Source organism: Streptomyces sp. H27-D2 (genome assembly GCF_035828615.1).
In the GTDB taxonomy this organism is placed as follows: Bacteria; Actinomycetota; Actinomycetes; order Streptomycetales; family Streptomycetaceae; genus Streptomyces.
The window spans coordinates 1-22,458 of the sequence record NZ_JAYMZR010000030.1 but is presented as its reverse complement, the minus strand read 5'-3'; the positions used below and the strand labels follow the sequence as shown (position 1 = coordinate 22,458).

Here is a 22,458-nt window from a genome sequence, read left to right as displayed (position 1 = left end):
CGTGAAGTAGCCGCCCCGTCAGGCAAGGCATGAACGCACCATATCCGTTAGCGCAAACCTGCGTCCCGCACGAAGTTCAACGTTGACGGCCTCAGGTGGACTAGCGTCCTGGACATCGGGAGGACGCGAAATCCGTACGCAGAAATGGAAGAATCCTTTCTTCTGAATTCTGCGCCACCTACTAAGGGGGACTCTGAATCAGCAACGAAAGAGCGAACGTCCGGGCGTGGCGACCAGTCGGCTGTCGCCGCCCGCTGGTCATCCTGCTCTCGATTTCCTTTCCTTTCCCTTCCCTAAGGATAGCCAATTACTGAGCTTTACTAACTCGGGGTGTCGTTGCACAGCGAAGCACCGGGATACGTGCGGGGGTGAGAGACCTTCACCGCCGACTTGTCGGCACAGCGAGGCGGAGCTGAGGGCAGCCTGATCCGGGCGATGCCGGGGAGGGATGCGGCGGTAGCGCCGCTGTGTGCACCGCGTGCACGTTCTCGGCGGGGCGGGCGCGCTTGAGCAGCGTCGTTCTCGAAGAGCGGGCTGCCGGAGTGCTGCGCGCATCGCAGCGAGGGGGAAGGGCGAGACGGCGAAGGGCCGGGCGGGCGAGGAGCGTTACGCGCGGCAGGTCCGGGTTTCACAGACGCGGCGGGCGGCGGCCCCTTCCCGCACGAAGACGCGGCCCGCGCCGCCGATGTCCACGACGGGTCTGGTGTGCAGCGTGTGCCACGGCTCACTCCCCTGCCCTGCATCGACCCCGGCCCGGGCTCCGGAGCCCGGGCCCGGCCCCCGCGCCGAACTCGCGGCGCTCCCATCGGTAGTGGCCGAGCGCCTTCGCCACGCCCAGCGTTCCGGTCATCCCCGGAATGGCCGTCGCGCCGAACACGGTGGCGAACGGGGTGCCGGCATCGTCGTACTTGACGCCGGTCACGAACTCGGCGACCCCCAGGACGCCGACGACCAGCGCGAGGACGCACAGCGCGGCGGAGGTCAGCAGCCACAGCAGTGCCCGGCCGGGCACCCGCCGCCGCCCGTCGGTGGCGGGGTCACGGTCCAGCGCAGCCCAACTCCGCAGCCGTTCGCGCAGCATCCTGTCCCGGCGCGCCCCGAGCGCCAGGCCCAGCCCAGAGAGCCCCAGGGCCACCAGGCCGAGGAGCAGATATACGACGCCGAAGATCAGGTCCACCGCGTTGCCGCTCGACACGGCCGCCAGCCCCATGACCGCGAGCGTCCACCCCAGGAAGCAACCCGCCGCCAACAGCCACAACCACAGCAGCCCCAGCAGGGCCAGGTACCGGCGGATCAGGATGTCCATCGCCCTGGCCCGGTCGGCGAGCAGCGCTCCCCGGTCCGGCCAGGCGCGTATGTGCGGTGGGGGTGGCGGCGGCGGCAGGGTGCGCGTGCTCACAGTTCGTCCTTCGTACGGCCGGAGCCCGCGCGCCGGTCAGTCAGCAACGGGCTCGAAGCGCCAGCGGTGTACCGGGCGGGCGGTCAAGTCGTCCGCCGGGGTCGGGAGTTCGGGCAGCTCGGCGTCGTACGCGGCGTCCCACCAGGTGAGGACGAGGACCCGGTCGCCGGGGGCGGTGAAGGTCTCGCGGCGGGCCGGCGCCGGTGCCAACTCCTGGGCGCGGGCCCAGGCGAGGAGTTCGGGGGCGCGCCCCGCCGCCGCCTTGGCCTCCCACATCAGCGTGACGCTCATGAGCAGCTCATGAGTAGAGGTTCTTCGCGCTCAGCTCGTGCACGTGGTCGTGCGCGAGGCTCGGGCCGTGCGCGTGGCCTGGCACATGCGGCTCGGTCACCGGCAGCGATGAGTCCGCCGACAGGTCCCAGTCCGAGGGCGCGCGGTTGCGGGCCACCATCTCGGCGCCGAGCGCGGCGACCATCGCCCCGTTGTCCGTGCACAGCTTCGGCCGGGGCACCCGCAGCGTGATGCCCGCGGTCTCGCAGCGCGCGGCGGCCAGCGCCCGCAGCCGGGTGTTGGCCGCGACCCCGCCGCCGATCATCAGGTGCTCGACGCCCTCGTCCTTGCAGGCCCGTACGGCCTTGCGGGTGAGCACGTCCACCACCGCCTCCTGGAAGGACGCGGAGACGTCGGCGACCGGCACCGGCTCGCCCGCCGCGCGCTTCGCCTCGATCCAGCGGGCGACCGAGGTCTTGAGCCCGGAGAAGGAGAAGTCGTAGGCGGAGTCGCGCGGACCGGTCAGCCCGCGCGGGAACCTGATCGCGGCGGGGTCGCCCTCCTTCGCCATCCGGTCGATGACCGGGCCGCCGGGGAAACCGAGGTTCAGCACCCGGGCGACCTTGTCGAACGCCTCGCCCGCCGCGTCGTCGATGGTCGAGCCCAGCGGCCGCACATCGCTGGTGATGTCGGGCGCGAGCAGCAGCGAGGAGTGGCCGCCGGAGACCAGCAGCGCCATCGTCGGCTCGGGCAGCGCGCCGTGTTCGAGCTGGTCGACGCAGATGTGCGAGGCGAGGTGGTTGACGCCGTAGAGCGGCTTGCCCAGGGCGTACGCGAACGCCTTCGCGGCCGACACCCCGACGAGCAGCGCCCCGGACAGACCGGGGCCGGCCGTGACCGCGACCCCGTCCAGGTCGCTCGCCGCGACGCCCGCCTCCCGCAGCGCGCGCTGGATGGTCGGGACCATCGCCTCCAGGTGCGCCCGGCTGGCGATCTCCGGGACGACGCCGCCGAACCGGGCGTGCTCGTCGACGCTGGACGCGATGGCGTCGGCGAGCAGCGTGTGGCCCCGGACGATGCCGACGCCGGTCTCGTCGCAGGAGGTCTCGATGCCGAGGACAAGCGGCTCGTCAGCCATGGATGGTCGTTCCCTGTTCGTCTGCGGCTGTGGCTGTGGCTGTGGCTGTGGCTGTGGCTGTTTCTGGGGCTATTTCTGCTGCTTCTGCTGCTTCTGTGGCTTCTGCTGTGTCAGTTTCTGCTTCTGCTTCCGCTTCTGCTGTATCCGCTGCCTCATCCGCCGCGATGGCGAGCGGAGCCGCCGCGGATTCCTCCGCCGCCGGCCCGCCGGCCCGCCGCATCACCAGCGCGTCCACGTTGCCCGGCTGGTAGTAGCCGCGGCGGAAGCCGATCGCCTCGAAGCCGAAGCGTTCGTAGAGGCGCTGCGCGCGGGTGTTGTCGACGCGCACTTCCAGCAGCACTTCACCGCATTCAAAGGCGGTGGCGGCGCTGAGCAGCTCGGTGAGCAGCCGGGCGCCGAGGCCGGTGCCCCAGTGGTCGCGGGCGGTGGCGATGGTCTGGACGTCGCCCGTGCCGTCTACGGCGGCGAGCCCGCCGTAGCCGACCAGCCGTCCGTCCGCGTCGTGCGCCACCGCGTAGTGGCGGGTCGCGGCGAGGCCGCCGGCGTGCGCCAGTTCGGACCAGAACATGCCCTGCGACCAGGCGTCGTCGGGGAACAGCTCCACTTCCAGTTCGAGCACCGGGTCAATGTCCCACCAGCGCATCTCGCGCAGGGTCACGCCCGGCGCCGCGGCGGCTGTACGTGTACTCGTACCCGCTGCGGCAGCGGCTCTGTCGGACGTTCCCGCTCCCGCCCCGGCAGCCACTTCGGCACCCGTCCCCGTCCCCGTCGTCGACGTCACTGCGGTGTGACCACCTTGTAGTTGGCGGGAACCTGCGCGTCCGGCCGTCGCAGATACAGCGGCTGGTCCGGCAGGAAGGGCTCCCCCGCCGCGAGCTTCTCGGCGGCGAGTGCGGCCAGCGCGGCGGCCGACTGGTACTCGGGCATTCCGTCCGGCAGCGCGCCGAAGGCGTCGGGGTAGAGCACCGCGCCGGCCCCGACCGCCGGGAGCCCGGCGACCCGCTCGGCGATGTCCGCCGGCCGGTCGACGGCGGGCTCGCTCGCGCGGGTGCGGGCGTCGGCGTAGCTGGCCCAGTAGACCTCTTTGCGGCGGGCGTCCGTCGCGACCACCAGCGGGCCTTCGAGGCCCGCCAGGCCGGCCGCGTACGCGATCCCGTCCAGCGTGCAGAGCCCGTGCACCGGCACGTCCAGCACCGCGCCGAAGGTCGCGGCCGTCACCAGCCCGACCCGCAGGCCGGTGTACGGCCCCGGCCCGACCCCGACGACCACGCCGGTCACCGACTCCAGCTTCAGCCCGGCCTCTCCGAGCACCCGGTCCACAGCGGGCAGCAACAGCTCCCCGTGCCGACGGGCGTCGACCTGGTTCGACTCGGCGACGACGCGACTTCCGTCGTACAGCGCGACGGTGACGGCGGGGGTTGCGGTATCAAGCGCGAGCAGCAGCACGCACCCAGCCTACGGCGCGCCCGAACGCGAGCGTCCCTCACATGACGCCGCCGGACGCCGACCCGCGGCGGTGGCGGCCCCGTGCGCCGGGTCGAGGACGAAACCGAACACCGCACGCGAGTGCTACCGTCGCCCGATATCGCGCGTACGAAGGGTAGGCACAGCCGTGGCTAGGAGCAGCTCGGGAATCATCGTGGCCGGGCTCACCGCCGCAGCCCTGGCCGCGGTCGGCTTTCTGGCCTATCAGGCGTCGGCGAGCGAGGACGCCCACCCGCTCAAGTCCCGCCCCGGCAGCTCGGCCTCCGCGTCCGCCGACGCCTCGGACGCAGCCAAGGCCAAGAAGAGGGAACTGGCGCTGCCCGCCGATTCCGGCAGCGGCGAGCGCGTCGTCTACGCGCTGCGCGCCAAGCGGGTCTGGCTGGTGGGCGCGAACGAGCTGCCCATCCGGACGTACAAGGTCGCGCCGAGCACCGTCAGCCCGCCGCCCGGCACGTACAAGGTGACCTCCCGCTCGGGGAACATCACCGGCTCGGACGGGGTGCCGATCGAGCACGTCGTGCGTTTCCACGCGCAGGACGGCGTCGCGTTCGGCTTCAGCTCCGCGGTGGACGGCTCGACGCCGGCTCCGGGCGCGCGGAAGAAGACGGGCGGCATCCGCGAGAAGCAGGCCGACGGGACGGCGCTGTGGACGTTCGCGACGATCGATACGAAGGTCGTCGTCATCCCCTAGGGAAGCATTCCCGGGGGCCGGTGTTTCGGGTCTGGGTTCCGGTGGTCCGGGTCTGGGCCCAGCGCGGTGGGGCCCTCATCCCCTTGCGGGTGACTGCCTCAGCGGCTCGTCACCCGAATGGGCTACGCCACGTCGCGACGGGCGGTGACTTCGCCGCTGTCCGTGTCCGCGCGGTCCGTGTCCGCGCGGTCCGCTGACTCCTGCGGCGATTCGGGCGGCGTGGACACCGCGCTCGCCGCGGCGCACGCGGCCAGCAGATCCCGCATCGACGTGGGCTGCCCGTGGGGCCGTTTCGCGGACTTCGGCGCGTCAGCAGTGGGCTCTTGAGCAGGCATGCATGCCTCCTGGGGCTCCTGTGGCGGGCGCGGTTAGGTATACCTAACTGGCTCTCTGACTCCATGTGACCACGTCCGGTGCCAGGTACGCAACATCTTACCGACGGCCTGTCGGAACCTCGTCGGAATCTACGGGCGGTCGGACGCGCGGAGGATGCCGGAGCCGTACGCCCGGAGCCGTATGTCAGCAGAGCTCAGCCGGCGAGCGAGTCCAGGTCCGCCGCCGCCCAGCGCGGGCCGACACCGGTGACCGACACCTCGCGTACGTCATCCAGGTCGCCGAGGCCGGCGAGGTCATCCGCCTCGGCCCAGCCGTCCGCGCCGCCGTCCCCGCCGCCCGCGAGCGCCGGGGCCGCCGCGCCGACCGTCCGCTCGATCACCACATGCAACCGGTCGTCCGACAGCTCCTCGACCTTGCCGTCGCCCCACTCCACGACCACCACCGACTCCGGCAGCGACACATCGAGGTCGAGGTCCTCCATCTCGTCGAGGCCGCCGCCCAGCCGGTAGGCGTCGACGTGCACCAGCGCCGGGCCGTCGCTCAGCGAAGGGTGGACGCGCGCGATGACGAAGGTCGGGGAGGTCACCGCGCCACGCACGCCCAGGCCCTGGCCGAGCCCGCGGGTCAGCGTGGTCTTGCCCGCGCCCAGCTCGCCGGTGAGCAACACCAGGTCGCCGGGACGCAGCAACCCGGCCAGCCGCGTGCCGAAGTCACGCATGTGCTCGGGGGTGTCGACGGTGATCCGGACGGACCGCGTCGCGGGCAGCGGTACGGGGCCCGGGGCAGGCTCGGGTGCGGGCTCCGGATCAGGCCGCGCGCCGCCGCGCGTACGGGGCCGGGAGCCGGGCTCCGGTACGGCCTCCGGAACGGGCTCCGGATCAGGCCATGCGCCGCCGCGCGTACGGGGCCGGGAGCCGGGCTCAGGGGCGGACTCGGCGGCGGGCCCGGAGCCCGGTGCGGCCTGTCCGGCGCGCAGGTCGTGCGGTGATTCCATGCGTCCGGATGGTACGCGTCCGGCCGGCCTCGCCGCCTGCTCCCGCCCGTCTGGCCCCGCACCTCGGACCCCGCCCGCAACTCGCGCCCCGCAGCTCCCGCCCCTCGGGCCCTGTCCCGAAACTCGCGCCCCAGCCCCCTACCTCTCGGCTCCCCTCAGCCCCCGCTCGACCTCCGCGCCGCGCGCCCCCGTGCCCGTCCGCCGGCAGTCCCGCTCCCGCTGCCTCGCAGCGCGTCCGCGGCGGCCACCACCCGGGCCACCAGCTCCGCGAGCTGGTCGTTCATCAGGTCGGGCCGCTCCAGCATCACCAGGTGCCCCGCGTCCGCCACGATCACCAGCTCCGCGCCCGGCAGCAGCTCGGCGATGGCCTCGCTGTGCTCGAACGGGGTCAGCATGTCCTTGTCGCCCGCCAGCACCAGCGCGGGCACCGCGTCGAACGCGGGCAGCGCGCCCGTCTTCTCGTGCTCGGCGAAGGCCGGGAAGAACTCCGCGACGACGTCGATCGGCGTCGACTCGATCAGCCGCTCCGCGAACCGCGACACCGCCGGGTCCACGTCTGACGGCGTCCCGAAGGAGTAGCGCTTGACCAGCCCGGCGAACAGGTCGGCGGTCGCCCGGCGGCCCCGCTCGACCAGCTCCAACTGCGCGCCCAGCACCCTGAGGACGCTCGGCGCGAGCCGGTGGAACGCCTTCACGCCGACCGACGGCAGCCCGTAGCTGACCTCGCCGAGCTTGCCCGCCGACGTGCCGACGAAGGCGACGCCGGTGACCCGCTCCGCGACGAACGCCGGGTACTGGTCGGCCAGCGCCATCATCGTCATGCCGCCCATCGAGTGCCCGACCAGCAGGATCGGCCCCTCCGGCACGGCGGCGTCCAGCACCGCCTTGAGGTCACGGCCGAGCAGGTCGATGGTGACGGGCGCGCTGCCGTCGCGCTGCGAGCGGCCCCGCTCGGAGCGGCCGTGGCTGCGCTGGTCCCAGTGGACGGTACGGACCACACCGCGCAGCGCGGCGCGCTGGAAGTGCCAGGAGTCCTGGCTGAGGCAGTAGCCGTGGCAGAAGACGACGGTGAGCGGGTCGGGGGCGCGGCGGCCGAACAGCCGGCGCAGCCGGGACTCCGGGGTGCGCTCCGGCGACTCGGCGACGCCGGGGGCGAGCGCCGGGTCGTCCTCGGAGCTGATCGCGTCCGCCTCGTCGACCTCGAAGTACAGCTCGGTGCCGTCGTCGGCCACCGCACGGCCCGGGGCGCCCCGCAAGGTCCCGTACGGGCCCGAGGCGTCCAGCGCCAGCCGCGCCTTGCGGCGCATCCCCCGGCCGACGGTCAGCCGCTCTATGGCGACGCCCGCCGCCGCGCCGGCCGCCACCACTCCTATCGCGGCGCCCGCGATTCCGGCCTGGCGGCCGGCCTTCGCCCAGCCGCCGACCGTGCTCGCGGCGCTCGCCGCGTCCGTGCCCTCGCTCATGTCGCGCTCCCCGTGGACTTGTTCTCGGCGTTCGCGGCGTTCGCAGCGTGTGCAGCACTCTCAGCACTCGCAGCGTTCTCGCCGGGTTCGCCGTTCTCACTTGCCCTGACACCTGTATGGACGCGTGGCACCCGGGTTCCGATGCGCGTGACGATCTCATACGCGATGGTGTTCGCGGCCCGCGCCCAGTCCTCGGCGGTCGGCTCGCCCCGGTCGCCCGGCCCGAACAGCAGCGCTTCGTCACCCGCCTCGGCCTTGTCGTCGCCCAGGTCCACCACGAACTGGTCCATCGCGATCCGGCCGACGACCGTCCGCCACTTGCCCGCGACCAGCACCGGGCCGGTGCCCGAGGCGTGTCGCGGGATGCCGTCCGCGTAGCCGACCGGGATCAGCGCGAGCGTCGTCTCGGCGGGGGTGACGTAGTGGTGCCCGTACGAGACGCCGTGCCCGTCCGGCACCCGCTTGACCGAGGCCAGCGAGGCGGCGAGCGTCATCACCGGGCGCAGCCCGAAGTCGGCGGGGTCGCCCAGCTCCGGGCTGGGCGAGACTCCGTAGACGGCGATACCGGTCCGTACCAGGTCGAAGTGCGCCTCGGGCAGCGTCAGCAGGGCCGCGGAGTTGGCGAGGTGCCGCACCTCGGGCTCCAGGCCCGCCAGCGCGGCCTGCTCCGACATCTCCCCGAAGAGCGCCAGTTGCGGGGCGATCGAGGGATGCCCCGGCTCGTCGGCGCACGCGAAGTGCGACCAGACGCCGGTCACCTTGATCGCGCCGCCGGTCTCGGCCTCCCGCGCGGCGGCGGTCAGCTCCGGCCAGTCCGCGGGCATGCAGCCGGAGCGGCCCAGCCCGGTGTCCGCCTTGAGCTGGACGCGCGCCACGAGCCTGGCCGCGCGCGCCGCCGCGACGACCTCGCGCAGCGCCCACATGCCGCTGACCGACACGTCGATGTCCGCCTCGACCGCCGCGCGCCACGGGTCGCCCGGCGTCCACAGCCAGCACATCAGCCGCCCGACGTCCCCGGCGGCGCGCAGCGCCAGCGCCTCCTGCGGGGTCGCGGTACCGATCCAGGCCGCACCCGCCTGGCGAGCGGCGCGAGCGCAGGGCACCGCGCCGTGCCCGTACCCGTCCGACTTCACCACGGCCATCAGCGCGGCCCGGGGGGCATGGGCGCGCAGCGCGCGGACATTGGCCCGCAGTGCGGCCAGGTCGACCACCGCACGGGCACGCGGCATCGGTGTCTCGTTCATCGCCCCAGTGTCTCAGGCCACGCCCGGAGCCCGCGTCGAGCGGCTGGCGCGGGGCGCGGGGCGCGGGGCGCGGGGCGCGGGGCGCGGGGGCGCGCGACAGCAGGGAGCACGGGCCCCGGCCTGACGGATCCGGCCGGGACGGCCCGGCCGGGACGGCTCCGGCACACTTCGCGGCGGCTTCAAGGCTGCCGAGCGCCGCAGCGGCCGAAGGGGAGGCGACGGGGCGGGACGGGACGGCCATGCCCGCAGCCCGCAGCCCGCAGCCCGGAACCCGCAGCAAGCCGCAGGCCCGTGGGCTCGCGGCAGCGGCGAGCCCGGCCAGGACGGCTCCGGCACGCTTCGCGGCGGCTGCGAGGCGGCGCGGCGGCCGAGGCGACGGGCGGGACAGAACGGGCCATGCCCGGAGCCCGCAAGCTCGCGGCAGCGTCGAGTCCGCCCCCGTTATGGGACTCCAGCACGCCTCGCGGCGGCGGCGGCACAGCGGCGGCCCAGCGGCTTCACGACCGCCGCGCGGCACAGCAGCCCGAAAGCGACGCGACACACCGGGACGGAATAGCCGCGCCCCCACCCATACGGCCCCCATCCAGCCGCACCACCCCGCCTCAGCCCCCCACCTCGCGCCACGCGTCCCCCAGCGCCTCCGCGACCCCGTAGGCCGTGATCGGCGCGCCCGGCGAACCGACCGTGCGGCGGGCCGCCAGGCCGTGCAGATACGCGCCCACCGAGGCGGCGTCCCGCGCCGCGAGGCCCGCTGCCAGCAGCGAACCCGTCAGCCCGGACAGCACGTCCCCGCTGCCCGCCGTGGCCAGCCAGCCCGTCCCGGTCGGATTGACCCGCACGGCCCGCGCGCCCTCAGCCCTGTCCGCACCCTCCGCACCGCCCGCACTGCCCGCACTGCCCGCACCGCCCGCACCCTCCGCACCGCCCGCACTGCCCGTACTGCCCGCATCCTCCGCACCGCCCGCACTGCCCGCACTGCCCGCACCGCCCGCACCGCCCGTACCGCCCGCACTGCCCGCACCGCCCGCACCGCCCGCACTGCCCGCACCGCCCGCACCCTCCACGCCCACCGCGCCGCCCGCGCCTCCATCCGCCACCAGCGTGGTCGACCCCTTGAGCAGCGCCGTGACGCCGAACCGCTCCGCCAGCGCCCGCACCGACGCCAGGCGCGCGCTCTCCACCTCGTCGCGGGAGACGCCGAGCAGCGAGGCGGCCTCCCCGGCGTGCGGAGTGATCACGGTGGGCGCCGTACGCCCGCGCAGCGCGTCCGGCTCCAGCAGGCGCAGCCCGTCCGCGTCGATCAGCACCGGCACGTCGGACGCGATCACCTCGGCGACCTGCTGCCGAGCCTCGGCGCCGTCCCCGAGGCCGGGGCCGACGACCCACGCCTGTACGCGCCCCGCCTTCGCTGGCGGCCCGGCCGAGACCAGGGCCTCCGGGAAGCGCGCGATCACCGCGTCCGCGCCCGGACCGACGTACCGTACGGCCCCCGCGCCCCCGCGCAGCGCCCCGGCGACCGCGAGCACCGCGGCCCCCGGATAGCGCGCGGAGCCCGCGACGACGCCCAGCACGCCCCGCCGGTACTTGTCGCTCTCCGCCGCAGGACGCGGCAGCAGCCGCGCGACATCGGCGTGTTGCAGGGCCTCCACCTCGGGTACGGGGGGCAGCCGCAGCCCGATGTCCACCAGCCGCAGCGCTCCGGCCCGCTCGCGCGCCGGGTCGATGAGCAGGCCGGGCTTGTACGCGCCGAAGGTGACCGTCACATCGGCCGTGACGGCGTCGCCGCGCACCTCGCCGGTGTCGGCGTCGACCCCGCTCGGCAGATCCACCGCCACGATCGTGGCAGCCCGTGCCGCCCGCGCCGCCTCGACCAGCGGCAGCGCCGCCTCGCGCAGGCCGCCCTTGCCGCCGATGCCGACGATCCCGTCGACCACCAGGTCGGCCCGCCGCACGAGCGGCTCGGCGCCGCCCGCCGGCACGCTCCGGCCGCCCGCGGCCAGCAGGGCGGCCAGCCCGCCCGGGTGCGCCCGGTCCGGGGCCAGCAGCACCGCCGTGACCCCCGCCCCGCGCCCGGCCAGCCGGGCCCCGGCGTGGAGCGCGTCCCCGCCGTTGTCGCCGCTGCCGACCAGCAGCACGACGCGCGCGCCGTACACCCGCCGCAACAACCCCGCGCACACCGCGGCCAGCCCTGCCGCGGCCCGCTGCATCAACACGCCGTCGGGCAACCGGGCCATGAGTTCCCGCTCCGCGGCCCGTACGGTCTCAACGCTGTAGGCAGTCCTCATACGCCCAGTCTCCCGGACCGCACGCTTCCCGGACCGCTGGTCTCCGGGACCGCATGCTGCCCGGACCGCCGCCGACCCCGCCCGCGCGGGTCGCGGGCGGAGCCACCCGGATGAAGCCACCCGGATGAAGCGACCCGAGTGCGGGAGGCAGCACCGACTCGTACGGAAGAAAAATCCGCAGCCGCGGCAGCCGCAACCGACCGCACGCGCACGCGCACGCGGCCCGCAGCCTCAACCGCACAGCCCCCGGACGCCGCCGGACGCCGCCGCGAGGAACCCCGCCTACGGGCCCACCCCACCCCTCACCCCTCCGCGATCACCACCGCCGAAGCGACCCCCGCGTCATGGCTCAGCGACACATGCCAGGTCCGTACACCCAGCTCGGCCGCGCGCCGCGCCACCGTCCCGCGCACCCGCAGCCGGGGCTGCCCGGTCGGCTCGACGTAGACCTCGGCGTCGGTCCAGTGCAGGCCGCCGGGCGCGCCCAGCGCCTTGGCCACGGCTTCCTTGGCCGCGAACCGGGCGGCCAGCGAGGCGATGCCGCGCCGCTCGCCGCTGGGCAGTATCAACTCCTGTTCCAGGAAGAGGCGTTCCGCCAGCTGGGGGGTTCGTTCCAGGGCCGCGCCGAAGCGGTCGATCTCGGCGACGTCGATGCCGACACCCACGATCACTCGACGGTCACCGACTTGGCGAGGTTGCGCGGCTGGTCGACCTCGTTGCCGCGCGCCGTCGCGAGCTCGCACGCGAAGACCTGCAACGGGACGGTGGCGACCAGCGGCTGGAGCAGCGTCGGCGTCGCCGGGATGCGGATCAGGTGGTCCGCGTACGGCACCACCGTCTCGTCGCCGTCCTCCGCGATCACGATGGTGCGGGCGCCGCGGGCCCGGATCTCCTGGATGTTGGAGACGATCTTGTCGTGCAGCACGGACCGCCCGCGCGGCGACGGCACCACGATCACCACCGGCAGGTCGTCCTCGATCAGCGCGATCGGCCCGTGCTTGAGCTCGCCCGCCGCGAAGCCCTCGGCGTGCATGTACGCCAGCTCCTTGAGCTTGAGCGCGCCCTCCAGGGCCACCGGATAGCCGACGTGCCGCCCGAGGAAGAGCACCGTCCCCTTGTCCTTGAGGGACCGCGCCAGCTCCCGTACCGGCTCCATCGTCTCCAGCACCTGTTCGACCTTGGTGCCGATCTCGGACAGCTCCTGGATCAGCGACTCGATCTCGTCGCCCCACTTGGTGCCGCGCACCTGGCCGAGGTAGAGCGCGACGAGATAGCAGGCGACGAGCTGGGTCAGGAACGCCTTGGTCGAGGCGACCGCGACCTCGGGCCCGGCGTGCGTGTAGAGAACCGCGTCCGACTCGCGCGGGATCGTCGAGCCGTTGGTGTTGCAGATCGCGAGCACCTTCGCGCCCTGCTCACGGGCGTGCCGCAGCGCCATCAGGGTGTCCATGGTCTCGCCGGACTGGCTGATGGCGATGACCAGGGTCCGCGTGTCGAGGATCGGATCGCGGTAGCGGAACTCGCTGGCCAGCTCCGTCTCGCAGGGGATGCGGGTCCAGTGCTCGATGGCGTACTTCGCGATCATCCCGGCGTGGAACGCGGTGCCGCAGGCCACGATGACGACCTTGTCGACCTCGCGCAGCACGGAGATCGGGATGCGCACCTCGTCCAGCGTCAGCGACCCGGCGCTGTCGATCCGCCCGAGCAGCGTGTCGGCGACCGCCTTCGGCTGCTCGGCGATCTCCTTGAGCATGAAGTAGTCGTAGCCGCCCTTCTCGGCGGCGGAGACGTCCCAGTCCACGTGGTACGCGTGCACCTCGGCGGGGCGGCCGTCGAAGTCCGTGACGGTCACACCCCCCCGGCGCAGCTCGACCACCTGGTCCTGGCCGAGTTCGAGCGCCTCGCGGGTGTGCGCGATGAACGCGGAGACGTCCGAGGCGAGGAACGACTCGCCCTCCCCGACGCCCACCACGAGCGGCGAGTTGCGGCGCGCGCCGACGACCACGTCCGGCGCGTCGGCGTGCACGGCGACTAGAGTGAACGCGCCCTCCAGCCGGCGCGCGACACGCCGCATGGCCTCCGCCAGGTCCGCGCAGGACGAGAACTCCTCGGCGAGCAGGTGCGCGACGACCTCGGTGTCGGTCTCGGATTCGAGCTGGTGCCCGCGCTCGGCCAACTCGGCCCGGAGCAGCGCGAAGTTCTCGATGATGCCGTTGTGGACGACGGCGACCCGCCCGGAGTTGTCCAGGTGCGGGTGCGCGTTCACGTCGTTGGGCGCACCGTGGGTGGCCCACCGGGTATGCCCGAGCCCGGTATGGCCGGCCGGCAGCGGCCGGTCGGCGAGTTCCTTCTCCAGATTGGCGAGCTTGCCCGCCTTCTTGGCGGCGGCGAGACCCCCGTCGGCGAGCACGGCGACTCCGGCCGAGTCATAGCCGCGGTACTCCAGCCGCTTCAGCCCTGCGATGACCACGTCAAGGGCGGACTGGCCGCCCACATACCCCACAATTCCGCACATGCGCGCAGCCTACGTCGTGGGCCGCCATACGCCCCCGTACGCCGCCGTACGCCGGGGTCCAGCGGTACGGGGCGGTGGGGCAGCCCCCATCGGGGCGGTGGGGCGGCCCCCACTCCGTCAGCGCCCGCGCGCCATCCGCCCGATGGCCTCCCGGAGCAGCTCCAGGTACTCGGCCTCCTCGCACCGCGGCTTGCTGCCCATCGTGTACGAGTCGAGGCAGTCGTCCAGATCCTCCGTCAGGTCCTCGTCGGGCAACTCCGCGGCGAGTTCGTCGCGCACCCGGTCGGCGAAGGCGTCGGCCGCGCCATCGGCTGAGACGCCGGCAGCGCGATCGGCCCGTACGGCGGCCGACACAGCGGCGAAGGCACGGCGGCGTACGGACATGAGGACCTCCAGGGCGCTGCGGCTCGGCCCCCGATGCCCGGGACCGTAGTGCTCGGCGACCACCGCGTACAGCCTTCCGTCACAGTGGCCCCACCGTTCACGAAGGTGACCGGGGCCACTGGGCCACCGGCTGCACCGCGCCAACGCCCACCCCGAGATGAGACCCGCGCCGCGTCACCGCACAATGGGCCCGTGCCCACCACCACAGAGCCCCAACGACGAGGCCGCGCCGACGTCACTCCCTTCGTGGACCTGTCGCGCGCCGAGTGGAGCGCGCTGCGCGAGCGGACGCCGCTGCCGCTGACCGCCGAGGAGGTGGAACGGCTGCGCGGCCTCGGCGACGTCATCGACCTCGACGAGGTCCGCGACGTCTACCTGCCGCTGTCCCGGCTGCTCAACCTCTACGTCGGCGCCACCAGCAACCTGCGCGGCGCGCTCAACACCTTCCTCGGCGACGCGGGCAACGGCCACGGCGAGCAGACCGGCACACCGTTCGTCATCGGGGTCGCGGGCAGCGTCGCGGTCGGCAAATCGACCACCGCGCGCATCCTCGCCGCCCTGCTGGCCCGCTGGCCCGAGCACCCGCGGGTGGAGCTCGTCACCACCGACGGTTTCCTGCTGCCCAACGCCGAGCTGCACCGGCGCGGCCTGATGTCGCGCAAAGGCTTCCCCGAGTCGTACGACCGCAGGGCGCTGACCCGCTTCGTCGCCGACGTGAAGGCGGGCAAGGCCGAGGTGACGGCGCCCGTCTACTCGCACCTGATCTACGACATCGTGCCGGGCGAGCGGCTGACCGTGCACCGCCCCGACATCCTGATCGTCGAGGGCCTCAACGTCCTCCAGCCGGCCCTGCCCGGCAAGGACGGCCGCACCCGGGTGGGCCTGGCGGACTTCTTCGACTTCAGCGTCTACGTGGACGCGCGGGCGGAGGACATCGAGCAGTGGTACCTCGGCCGCTTCCGCAAGCTGCGCGAGACCGCCTTCCAGAACCCCTTCTCGTACTTCCGCAAGTACACCCAGGTCTCCGAGGAGGAGGCGCTGGACTACGCGCGCATGATGTGGCGCACCGTCAACAAGCTGAACCTGGAGCAGAATGTGGCCCCGACCCGGGGCCGGGCGAACCTCGTACTGCGCAAGGGCCCGGACCACAAGGTCCAGCGCTTGTCGCTGCGCAAGCTCTGAGAGAGCTCCGAGAAAGCTCTGAGGCTCGCGCGGTCCCACGGCGCGACGCGCACCGCCGAGCAGCGCGAGCGCGCACCCCGTAAGAGACAGCCCCTGACGCACCCGCACCCCCACACTCCAGACCCCCGCACTCCTAGGAGCCCGACCGTGCTGCACCTGCGGCTGATCGTCCCGGCGGACCGTACCGACGAGGTCGTCGCGCTCCTGGAGCGGGCCGTGGGAGCCACCCATCTGGTGGTGCTGCCCGGGGCCGCCCGGAATCCGGCCGGCGATGTGGTGATGTGCGACGCCGCCAGGGAGGCCGGGGACGCGATCCTCGCGAAGCTGCGGGAGCTCGGCATTCCGGATGACGGCTCGGTCGCCGTCGAGGACATCGACCTGTCGCTGTCCGTACGGGCCGACCAGGCGGAGAAGGACGCGCCGGGCGAGGGCGCGGACGCCGTGCTGTGGGAGTCCCTCGCCGAGGTCACGCACGAGGAGTCCACCCTCACCGCGACCTACCTCGCGTTCCTGACCGTCGCCACGATGATCGCCGCCTGCGGCGTGGTGCTGGACAACGCGATTCTGATCGTCGGCGCGATGGCGGTCGGCCCGGAGTTCGGACCGCTGGCCGGTGTCTGCACGGCTCTGGTGCAGCGCGCGCCCAAGCTCGCCTGGCGCTCGCTGGTCGCGCTGGTCGTGGGCTTCGCCGCCGCGATGGTGCTGACCACCGGCTTCAGCCTGCTGATGGACGCCTTCGGGCTGTTCTCCGAAACCCTGCTGGAGAAGCCCCGGCCGAATACCTCGTTCGTCTGGAAGCCGGATCTGCTCTCGTTCGTGGTGGCGTTCCTCGCCGGGATCGCCGGGGTGCTGTCGCTCACCTCGGCGAAGTCCGGCGCGCTGGTCGGCGTGGCCATCTCGGTCACCACCGTCCCGGCCGCGGCGAACGCGGCCGTGGCGCTCGGCTACCGCGACATCGACCAGATGTGGGGCTCGACCCAGCAGCTGTCGCTCAACCTCGCCGGCATCATCGTCGCCGGCACGCTCACGCTGCTCGCCCAGAAGCTCTTCTGGAGCAAGCAGCACGAGCGGACCTTCCGCGCGGAGCCGCCGACCGGCTGAGGGCGGCGGTACGGCTGAGGCGCGGCCGTACGACTGGGAGGCGGTCCTACGGCTGAGGCACGACCGTACGGCTGAGGCACGGCCGTACGGCTGAGGCACGGCCGTACGGCTGGGAGGGGCGGCCATACGGCTGAGGCCCTGCCGTACGAACCCGGCCCGCCCCAGCCCCGCCCCACCCCCGTTAACCCAGCGCGCTCTTCACCACATCGGCGAGCCGCCCCGCGACCGACCGCGCGTGGTCGATGTCGGCGGCCTCGACCATGACCCGCACCAGCGGCTCGGTCCCGGACTGGCGAAGCAGCACCCGCCCGGTCTCGCCGAGCTCGCGCTCCGCGTCGGCGACGGCGGAGGCCAGCTCGGCCGACGAGTGGACCCGCGACTTGTCGACGTCCGGCACATTGATCAGCACCTGCGGCAGCCGGTCCATGACGCCCGCCAGCTCGGTCAGCGACCGGCCGGTTGCGGAGACCCGCGCCGCCAGCATGAGACCGGTCAGCGTTCCGTCGCCGGTCGTCGCGTGGTCCAGCACGATGACGTGGCCGGACTGCTCGCCGCCCAGCGCGTAGCCGTGCTCGCGCATCTCCTCCAGGACATAGCGGTCGCCGACCGCCGTCTCGGTGAGCTCCACGCCTTCGCGGCGCATCGCGATCTTGAAGCCGAGGTTGGACATCACGGTGCCGACGACGGTGTTCTTGCGCAGCGTCCCGGCGTCGCGCATGGCCAGCGCCAGTACGGCCAGGATCTGGTCGCCGTCGACCTCCTGGCCCGCGGCGTCCACCGCGAGGCAGCGGTCCGCGTCACCGTCGTGGGCGACGCCCAGGTCGGCGCCGTGCTCGACGACGGCGGCCTGGAGCTTGTCCAGGTGGGTCGAGCCGCAGCCGTCGTTGATGTTGAGCCCGTCCGGCTCGGTGCCGATCGTGACGACCTCGGCGCCGGCCCGCGCGAACGCCTCCGGCGAGACCCGGGCCGCCGCGCCGTGTGCCCCGTCGATGACGACCTTGAGGCCGTCCATCCGGTTCGGCAGCACGCCGATCAGGTGGGCCACGTAATTGTCGAAGCCCTCGTCGTACGAGCGCACCCGGCCCACGCCGGCGCCGGTCGGCCGCTCCCAGGGCTCACCGGCCTCGTGCGAGTGGTACGTCGCCTCGATCCGGTTCTCCAGCTCGTCCGGGAGCTTGTGGCCGCCGCGCGCGAAGAACTTGATGCCGTTGTCGGGCATCGCGTTGTGGCTCGCGGACAGCATCACGCCGAGGTCCGCGCCCAGCGCGCCGGTCAGATACGCGATCGCCGGGGTCGGCAGCACGCCGACCCGCAGCACGTCCACGCCCGCGCTCGCGAGGCCCGCCACGACGGCGGCCTCCAGGAACTCCCCGGAGGCACGCGGGTCGCGCCCGACCACCGCCACCGGTCGATGGCCCGCGAATCTGCCCGCCTCGGCCAGCACATGTGCCGCCGCTACCGACAGGCCGAGCGCCAGCTCTGCCGTGAGGTCGGCGTTGGCAACACCGCGCACACCGTCCGTACCGAAGAGTCGTCCCACTGGTGTCCTCCGAGATTGCTCCGAATGTGCGAGCTACTTGCCAGTTTTTACACACCTTCTGACAGGTATACGCCCATGACTGCTCGCTACGTCACTCCCCGGGCCGCATGGGCAGCACTGTGCCCCCACAGGCGGCACTGTGCCGCGCTCCGCCGCCACCCGTTACGGGCCGGCGCGCCGGGGGCGGTGATGAGCGACCGGGTCTTGCCACTTGGCACGTGGTACTTGGTACGTGATAAACGAACGCCCCGACGGCACAGAGCGTGCCATCGGGGCGATACGTAGAAAGGCGCGAGCGATTAACGCTTGCTGTACTGCGGGGCCTTACGAGCCTTCTTGAGGCCCGCCTTCTTCCGCTCGACCGCACGGTCGTCACGGTTCAGGAATCCGGCCTTCTTCAGCGGGGCGCGGTTGTTGTCCACGTCCGCCTCGTTCAGCGCACGGGCCACGCCCAGGCGCAGCGCACCGGCCTGGCCGGAGACGCCGCCACCGTTGATACGGGCGACCACGTCGTAGCGGTTGTCCAGCTCGAGCACCTTGAAGGGCTCGTTGACTTCCTGCTGGTGCACCTTGTTCGGGAAGTAACCGTCCAGCGTGCGACCGTTGATCTTCCACTTGCCGCTGCCCGGCACAATGCGGACACGGGCGATGGCGTTCTTACGACGACCCAGACCGGCGGCCGGCTGCGGGTCGCCGAAGCGGGACGCGAGCGACTCGGTGGTGTACTCGCCGACACCCTCGTGCTCGTCCACGACGTCAGTGGTCTCGGCGACCGCGGGGGCCTCCGCGGCCACGGGGGTCTCGGCAGACTCGGCGACCGCGGGGGTCTCCTCGACTGCCGGGGCCTCGGCGGGGGTCTCGGTGTCGGAATTCTCGACAGTCTCGGGGACCTCGGGGGTCTCCTCGACGACGGGGGTCTCAGTAGTGGACTCGGCCACGATGCTCCTCAGAATCTTTTCGTCTAGGGGGTGTGGCCGGTACTACTGCGCGACCTGGATGATCTCGAAAGGCACAGGCTGCTGCGCAGTGTGCGGGTGCACGGGACCTGCGTAGACCTTGAGCTTCGAGAGGCACTGGCGGCCCAGCGTGTTCTTGGGGATCATGCCCTTGATGGCCTTCTCTACGGCCTTCTCGGGGCTCTTCTCCAAGAGCTCGTCATAGCGAACCGAGCGCAGACCACCCGGGAAGCCCGAGTGGTGGTACGCCATCTTCTGGGTCTTCTTGTTGCCGGACAGGTGCACCTTGTCGGCGTTGATGATGATGACGAAGTCACCCATGTCAACGTGGGGCGCATACACCGGCTTGTGCTTGCCCCGGAGAAGGTTGGCGGCCTGAGAGGCCAGACGGCCCAGGACGACGTCCTGCGCGTCAATGATGTGCCACTGACGCTGGGCGTCACCGGGCTTGGGGCTGTACGTACGCACGCTCGTCGCCTTCGCTTCTTCAGTGAGTGAGTCCTGACAAGGCCACCTGAGGAGATGACCAACACTGGCGGCATCCGGGGACGCAACCCATATCCACCGCTGATCATCGGCCCGGTGGGCCGGCGTAAGGGCCTCTCACGTGAGAATGAACAAGCCAATACGCATAACGAACTGGCAGAATACCCGGCTGCCCCTGCCCGGGTCAAAACACCCCCGAACCCCTGTCCGGTTCTCGCCGGTACGGCTACCGGGCACGACTCCCGGTACGGCTGCCCGCACAGCTCCCAGCACGGCTGCCGGTGCGCATCCCAGCACAGCTCCCGGCACGCTCCGGCACAGTTGCCGGCCCCGGCTACCGCTCCCGGGTCACCCGCCGCTCGTCCCACACCGGCTCCGCCGTCTCCCGCACCTGCCCGTCGGACCCGAACACCAGATACCGGTCGAAGGAGCGCGCGAACCACCGGTCGTGGGTGACCGCCAGCACCGTCCCGTCGTACGCCTCCAGCCCCTCCTGCAAGGCCTCCGCACTCTCCAGGTCCAGGTTGTCCGTCGGCTCGTCCAGCAGCAGCGCCGTGGTGCCCGCCAGCTCCAGCAGCAGGATCTGGAAGCGCGCCTGCTGCCCGCCGGACAGCTTCTCGAAGCGCTGGTCCGCCTGCCGCTCCAGCTCGTAGCGGCGCAGCGTGCCCATGGCCGGGCCCTTGCTCTTGGCGTGTTCCGTCCACAGGATGTCCAGCAGCGTGCGCCCCAGCAGCTCGGGATGCGCGTGCGTCTGGGCGAAGTGACCCGGCACGACCCGCGCGCCCAGCTTCCACGACCCCTCGTGCGCGACCTCCTCGCCGGCCAGCAGCCGCAGGAAGTGCGACTTGCCGGAGCCGTTCGAGCCCAGCACCGCGACCCGCTCCCCGTAGAAGACCTCCAGGTCGAACGGCTTCATCAGACCTGTCAGCTCCAGGCCCTTGACCGTCACGGCCCGCACCCCGGTACGGCCGCCGCGCAGCCGCATCGTGATGTCCTGCTCGCGCGGCGGCTCCGGCGGCGGACCCGCCTCCTCGAACTTCCGCAGCCGGGTCTGCGCCGCCGCGTAGCGCGAGGCCAGCTCATGGCTGATGGACGCCGCCTGCCGCAGGCTGAGCACCAGCTTCTTCAGCTGCGCGTGCTTCTCGTCCCAGCGCCGCCGCAGCTCCTCGAAGCGCGCGAACCGCTCCTTGCGGGCCGCGTGGTACGTGCCGAAACCGCTGCCATGCACCCATACGTCGCTGCCGTCCACCCCGGGGTCGACGCTGACGATCTTCTCCGCCGACTTGGCCAGCAGCTCCCGGTCGTGGCTGACGAACAGCACCGTCTTCTTGGTCTGCCGCAGCTGTTCCTCCAGCCAGCGCTTGCCCGGCACGTCCAGATAGTTGTCCGGCTCGTCGAGCAGCAGCACCTCGTCGGTACCCCGGAGCAGCGACTCCAGCACGAGCCGCTTCTGCTCACCGCCGGACAGCGTGCGCACCTCGCGCCACTGCGCCTTCCCGTACGGGATGCCCAGCGCGGCCATGGTGCACATGTCCCAGACGGTCTCGGCCTCGTAGCCGTGCGCCTCCGCCCAGTCGCTGAGCGCCTGCGCGTACGCCATCTGCACGGACTCGGCGTCGCTCGTCATCATCGCGTGCTCGGCCGCGTCGACGGCCTTCGCGGCCTGCCGGATCCGCGGCTGCGCGACGGACACCAGCAGGTCCCGCACCGTCCGCTCGTCCCGTACCGCGCCCACGAACTGCGGCATCACGCCGAGCCCGCCGCTGACCGTCACGGACCCGCCGTGCGGCTGCAGCTCCCCCGAGATCAGCCGCAGCAGCGTCGTCTTGCCCGCCCCGTTCGCGCCGACCAGCGCGACCGAGGCGCCTTCCCCCACTCGGAACGAGGCGTCACCGAGCAGCACCCGCCCGTCCGGAAGGTAGTACTCCAAGTGCGCCGCATCCACATGTCCCATAGCCGTGATTCTCGCCGCCCGCCCCGCCGCTGACCAACCGGATTTCGAGCGGGTCCCGCCCGGTGCCCGGCAGGGGCTGCCGCGCAGGGGCTGATCCCCGCAGCCCGCACCCCGGCCTCGCGTGCCGCTCCCCGCGCTCCCATAAGATGCTCGCCATGAGCTTTGGGCAGGGGGGGCCGTACGGGCCCGGGGGATCACAGCCGTCCACGCCGGACTGGGCCGCGATGGCTGACGTCACAGCGGCGCGCAACCGGCGTCGCAGGTGGGCGCTGATCGGCGGCGGGGCGCTGGCCACAGCCGCGGTCGCGGCGATCGTCGCGACCGCCGTCGTCACCACGAACGACAACGGCAAGGGCGACGGGAAGAACGCCGGCGGCCTCCCCTCCGCCGAGAGCCTGCCGAGCGAGCCGGCCGAGCCCGAGCCGTCCTTCTCGAAGGTCGCGCCGCCGCCCGCGCCCAAGCCGCTCGACTACATCTCGGATGTGAAGAAGGACACCGCTCCGCTGACCGCGGCGACCCTCTTCCCGGACAAGAGAGCGGTCAAGGACGCCCGGAGCTACGGCAAGGCCACCACGAACAGCACCAAGAGCTGCGCGGCCGCCACCCAGGGCGCTCTCGGCTCCGTCCTCGCCAGCAACGGCTGCCGCCAGGTCATCCGCAGCACGTATACGAAGGACGGCGTGGCCGTCACGGTCGGCGTCGCGGTATTCGACACCAAGGCCGCCTCGGAGAAGGCCAAGAACCAGGCCAAGGGCAATATCGCCTCGCTCCCCGGCGGCGGCGTCCCCGCCTTCTGCCGAGCCACCGCCTGCCGGCTGACCGCCAACGCCGTCGGCCGCTACAACTACTTCACGGTCGCCGGCTACACCAGCGGGAAGGCCGTCACCAGCGCCGACAGGAAGGCGTTGCAGGCCGGCCGCGACGCCGCCGACTACACCTTCCGCCGCATCATGCAGCGCGGCAACGCGCAGGCGGCTGCCGCGGCTACGACGGCGGACTGAACCGCGGGCTGAAACAAGTGTGGGCCGACTGCGG

The 22,458-nt window shown here is 72.7% G+C and carries 20 protein-coding genes and 1 pseudogene; 4 read left to right on the top strand and 17 right to left on the bottom strand.

What is annotated here, in order from left to right:
• Positions 1 to 724: 724 nt before the first annotated feature.
• The 5 genes and pseudogenes from QMK28_RS14260 to tsaB form a co-directional block, all read right to left on the bottom strand.
• The gene (locus tag QMK28_RS14260) at positions 725 to 1,399 is read right to left on the bottom strand and encodes a hypothetical protein (RefSeq protein ID WP_326437749.1); all 675 of its coding nucleotides are present in this window, start codon (positions 1,397 to 1,399) and stop codon (positions 725 to 727) included.
• A gap of 36 nt (positions 1,400 to 1,435) precedes the next feature.
• The gene (locus QMK28_RS14255; RefSeq protein WP_326437747.1) at positions 1,436 to 1,690 is read right to left on the bottom strand and encodes a hypothetical protein; all 255 of its coding nucleotides are present in this window, start codon (positions 1,688 to 1,690) and stop codon (positions 1,436 to 1,438) included.
• A gap of 7 nt (positions 1,691 to 1,697) precedes the next feature.
• Positions 1,698 to 2,807, bottom strand: coding sequence for a tRNA (adenosine(37)-N6)-threonylcarbamoyltransferase complex transferase subunit TsaD (tsaD, locus tag QMK28_RS14250; RefSeq protein WP_326437745.1), 1,110 nt, complete (start codon positions 2,805 to 2,807; stop codon positions 1,698 to 1,700).
• A gap of 190 nt (positions 2,808 to 2,997) precedes the next feature.
• Positions 2,998 to 3,450, bottom strand: a pseudogene (rimI, locus tag QMK28_RS14245) (ribosomal protein S18-alanine N-acetyltransferase); the annotation flags it as partial.
• 134 nt (positions 3,451 to 3,584) lie between these two features.
• The gene (gene tsaB / locus QMK28_RS14240; protein WP_326437743.1) at positions 3,585 to 4,253 is read right to left on the bottom strand and encodes a tRNA (adenosine(37)-N6)-threonylcarbamoyltransferase complex dimerization subunit type 1 TsaB; all 669 of its coding nucleotides are present in this window, start codon (positions 4,251 to 4,253) and stop codon (positions 3,585 to 3,587) included.
• Between the two features lie 166 nt (positions 4,254 to 4,419).
• Between tsaB and QMK28_RS14235 the strand changes: the two genes are divergently transcribed.
• Positions 4,420 to 4,983 carry a hypothetical protein gene (locus QMK28_RS14235; protein ID WP_326437741.1) on the top strand — a complete coding sequence of 188 codons (564 nt, stop codon included), beginning with the start codon at positions 4,420 to 4,422 and terminating at the stop codon, positions 4,981 to 4,983.
• 122 nt (positions 4,984 to 5,105) lie between these two features.
• On the opposite strand, the gene QMK28_RS14230 is transcribed toward QMK28_RS14235, so the two are convergent.
• From QMK28_RS14230 to QMK28_RS14195, 8 genes are all read right to left on the bottom strand, one after another.
• Positions 5,106 to 5,318 carry a hypothetical protein gene (locus tag QMK28_RS14230; RefSeq protein ID WP_326437739.1) on the bottom strand — a complete coding sequence of 71 codons (213 nt, stop codon included), beginning with the start codon at positions 5,316 to 5,318 and terminating at the stop codon, positions 5,106 to 5,108.
• Positions 5,319 to 5,512: 194 nt separating this feature from the next.
• Positions 5,513 to 6,085, bottom strand: coding sequence for a tRNA (adenosine(37)-N6)-threonylcarbamoyltransferase complex ATPase subunit type 1 TsaE (tsaE, locus tag QMK28_RS14225; protein ID WP_443050725.1), 573 nt, complete (start codon positions 6,083 to 6,085; stop codon positions 5,513 to 5,515).
• A 383-nt stretch (positions 6,086 to 6,468) separates the two neighbouring features.
• Complete coding sequence (locus tag QMK28_RS14220; RefSeq protein ID WP_326437737.1) at positions 6,469 to 7,776, bottom strand: alpha/beta fold hydrolase; 1,308 nt, start codon at positions 7,774 to 7,776, stop codon at positions 6,469 to 6,471.
• A complete protein-coding gene (alr, locus tag QMK28_RS14215; RefSeq protein ID WP_326437735.1) occupies positions 7,773 to 9,020 on the bottom strand; it encodes an alanine racemase in 1,248 nt (415 codons plus the stop codon). The genes QMK28_RS14220 and alr overlap by 4 nt, the downstream gene beginning before the upstream one ends.
• Before the next feature lie 602 nt (positions 9,021 to 9,622).
• A complete protein-coding gene (locus tag QMK28_RS14210; protein WP_326437733.1) occupies positions 9,623 to 11,305 on the bottom strand; it encodes an NAD(P)H-hydrate epimerase in 1,683 nt (560 codons plus the stop codon).
• Positions 11,306 to 11,607: 302 nt separating this feature from the next.
• Positions 11,608 to 11,976: a holo-ACP synthase gene (locus tag QMK28_RS14205; RefSeq protein ID WP_326437731.1), complete on the bottom strand. Its 369-nt coding sequence runs from the start codon at positions 11,974 to 11,976 to the stop codon at positions 11,608 to 11,610.
• On the bottom strand, positions 11,973 to 13,820 hold the full coding sequence (gene glmS / locus QMK28_RS14200; RefSeq protein ID WP_326437729.1) for a glutamine--fructose-6-phosphate transaminase (isomerizing): 1,848 nt from the start codon (positions 13,818 to 13,820) through the stop codon (positions 11,973 to 11,975). The genes QMK28_RS14205 and glmS overlap by 4 nt, the downstream gene beginning before the upstream one ends.
• Positions 13,821 to 13,937: 117 nt before the next feature.
• Positions 13,938 to 14,204 (bottom strand): hypothetical protein, encoded by a 267-nt coding sequence (locus tag QMK28_RS14195; protein WP_326437727.1) that lies wholly within the window; start codon positions 14,202 to 14,204, stop codon positions 13,938 to 13,940.
• Positions 14,205 to 14,396: 192 nt separating this feature from the next.
• On the opposite strand from QMK28_RS14195, the gene coaA reads away from it, so the two are divergent.
• Positions 14,397 to 15,386, top strand: coding sequence for a type I pantothenate kinase (gene coaA / locus QMK28_RS14190; protein WP_326437725.1), 990 nt, complete (start codon positions 14,397 to 14,399; stop codon positions 15,384 to 15,386).
• Positions 15,387 to 15,533: 147 nt separating this feature from the next.
• Positions 15,534 to 16,487 carry a DUF389 domain-containing protein gene (locus QMK28_RS14185; protein ID WP_326437723.1) on the top strand — a complete coding sequence of 318 codons (954 nt, stop codon included), beginning with the start codon at positions 15,534 to 15,536 and terminating at the stop codon, positions 16,485 to 16,487.
• 181 nt (positions 16,488 to 16,668) lie between these two features.
• Here the strand turns inward: QMK28_RS14185 and glmM are convergent, their stop codons facing one another.
• From glmM to QMK28_RS14165, 4 genes are all read right to left on the bottom strand, one after another.
• Positions 16,669 to 18,027: a phosphoglucosamine mutase gene (gene glmM / locus QMK28_RS14180; protein WP_326437721.1), complete on the bottom strand. Its 1,359-nt coding sequence runs from the start codon at positions 18,025 to 18,027 to the stop codon at positions 16,669 to 16,671.
• Positions 18,028 to 18,326: 299 nt separating this feature from the next.
• The gene (gene rpsI / locus QMK28_RS14175) at positions 18,327 to 18,779 is read right to left on the bottom strand and encodes a 30S ribosomal protein S9 (protein WP_326437814.1); all 453 of its coding nucleotides are present in this window, start codon (positions 18,777 to 18,779) and stop codon (positions 18,327 to 18,329) included.
• Positions 18,780 to 19,007: 228 nt separating this feature from the next.
• Complete coding sequence (rplM, locus tag QMK28_RS14170; protein ID WP_326437719.1) at positions 19,008 to 19,451, bottom strand: 50S ribosomal protein L13; 444 nt, start codon at positions 19,449 to 19,451, stop codon at positions 19,008 to 19,010.
• A gap of 352 nt (positions 19,452 to 19,803) precedes the next feature.
• The gene (locus QMK28_RS14165) at positions 19,804 to 21,423 is read right to left on the bottom strand and encodes an ABC-F family ATP-binding cassette domain-containing protein (protein WP_326437717.1); all 1,620 of its coding nucleotides are present in this window, start codon (positions 21,421 to 21,423) and stop codon (positions 19,804 to 19,806) included.
• Between the two features lie 155 nt (positions 21,424 to 21,578).
• Here QMK28_RS14165 and QMK28_RS14160 point away from each other — a divergent pair, with 155 nt between their 5' ends.
• Positions 21,579 to 22,424, top strand: a complete 846-nt coding sequence (locus QMK28_RS14160; protein ID WP_326437715.1) for a hypothetical protein — start codon at positions 21,579 to 21,581, stop codon at positions 22,422 to 22,424.
• Positions 22,425 to 22,458: the final 34 nt, after the last annotated feature.

Bases quoted from the DNA above. Each gene is read 5' to 3' on its own strand.
- QMK28_RS14210 (WP_326437733.1), bottom strand. From the start codon at position 11,305: ATGAGGACTGCCTACAGCGTTGAGACCGTACGGGCCGCGGAGCGGGAA.
- tsaD (WP_326437745.1), bottom strand. From the start codon at position 2,807: ATGGCTGACGAGCCGCTTGTCCTCGGCATCGAGACCTCCTGCGACGAG.
- glmS (WP_326437729.1), bottom strand. From the start codon at position 13,820: ATGTGCGGAATTGTGGGGTATGTGGGCGGCCAGTCCGCCCTTGACGTG.
- alr (WP_326437735.1), bottom strand. From the start codon at position 9,020: ATGAACGAGACACCGATGCCGCGTGCCCGTGCGGTGGTCGACCTGGCC.
- QMK28_RS14165 (WP_326437717.1), bottom strand. From the start codon at position 21,423: ATGGGACATGTGGATGCGGCGCACTTGGAGTACTACCTTCCGGACGGG.
- QMK28_RS14220 (WP_326437737.1), bottom strand. From the start codon at position 7,776: ATGAGCGAGGGCACGGACGCGGCGAGCGCCGCGAGCACGGTCGGCGGC.
- QMK28_RS14255 (WP_326437747.1), bottom strand. From the start codon at position 1,690: ATGAGCGTCACGCTGATGTGGGAGGCCAAGGCGGCGGCGGGGCGCGCC.
- QMK28_RS14195 (WP_326437727.1), bottom strand. From the start codon at position 14,204: ATGTCCGTACGCCGCCGTGCCTTCGCCGCTGTGTCGGCCGCCGTACGG.
- QMK28_RS14160 (WP_326437715.1), top strand. From the start codon at position 21,579: ATGAGCTTTGGGCAGGGGGGGCCGTACGGGCCCGGGGGATCACAGCCG.
- QMK28_RS14230 (WP_326437739.1), bottom strand. From the start codon at position 5,318: ATGCCTGCTCAAGAGCCCACTGCTGACGCGCCGAAGTCCGCGAAACGG.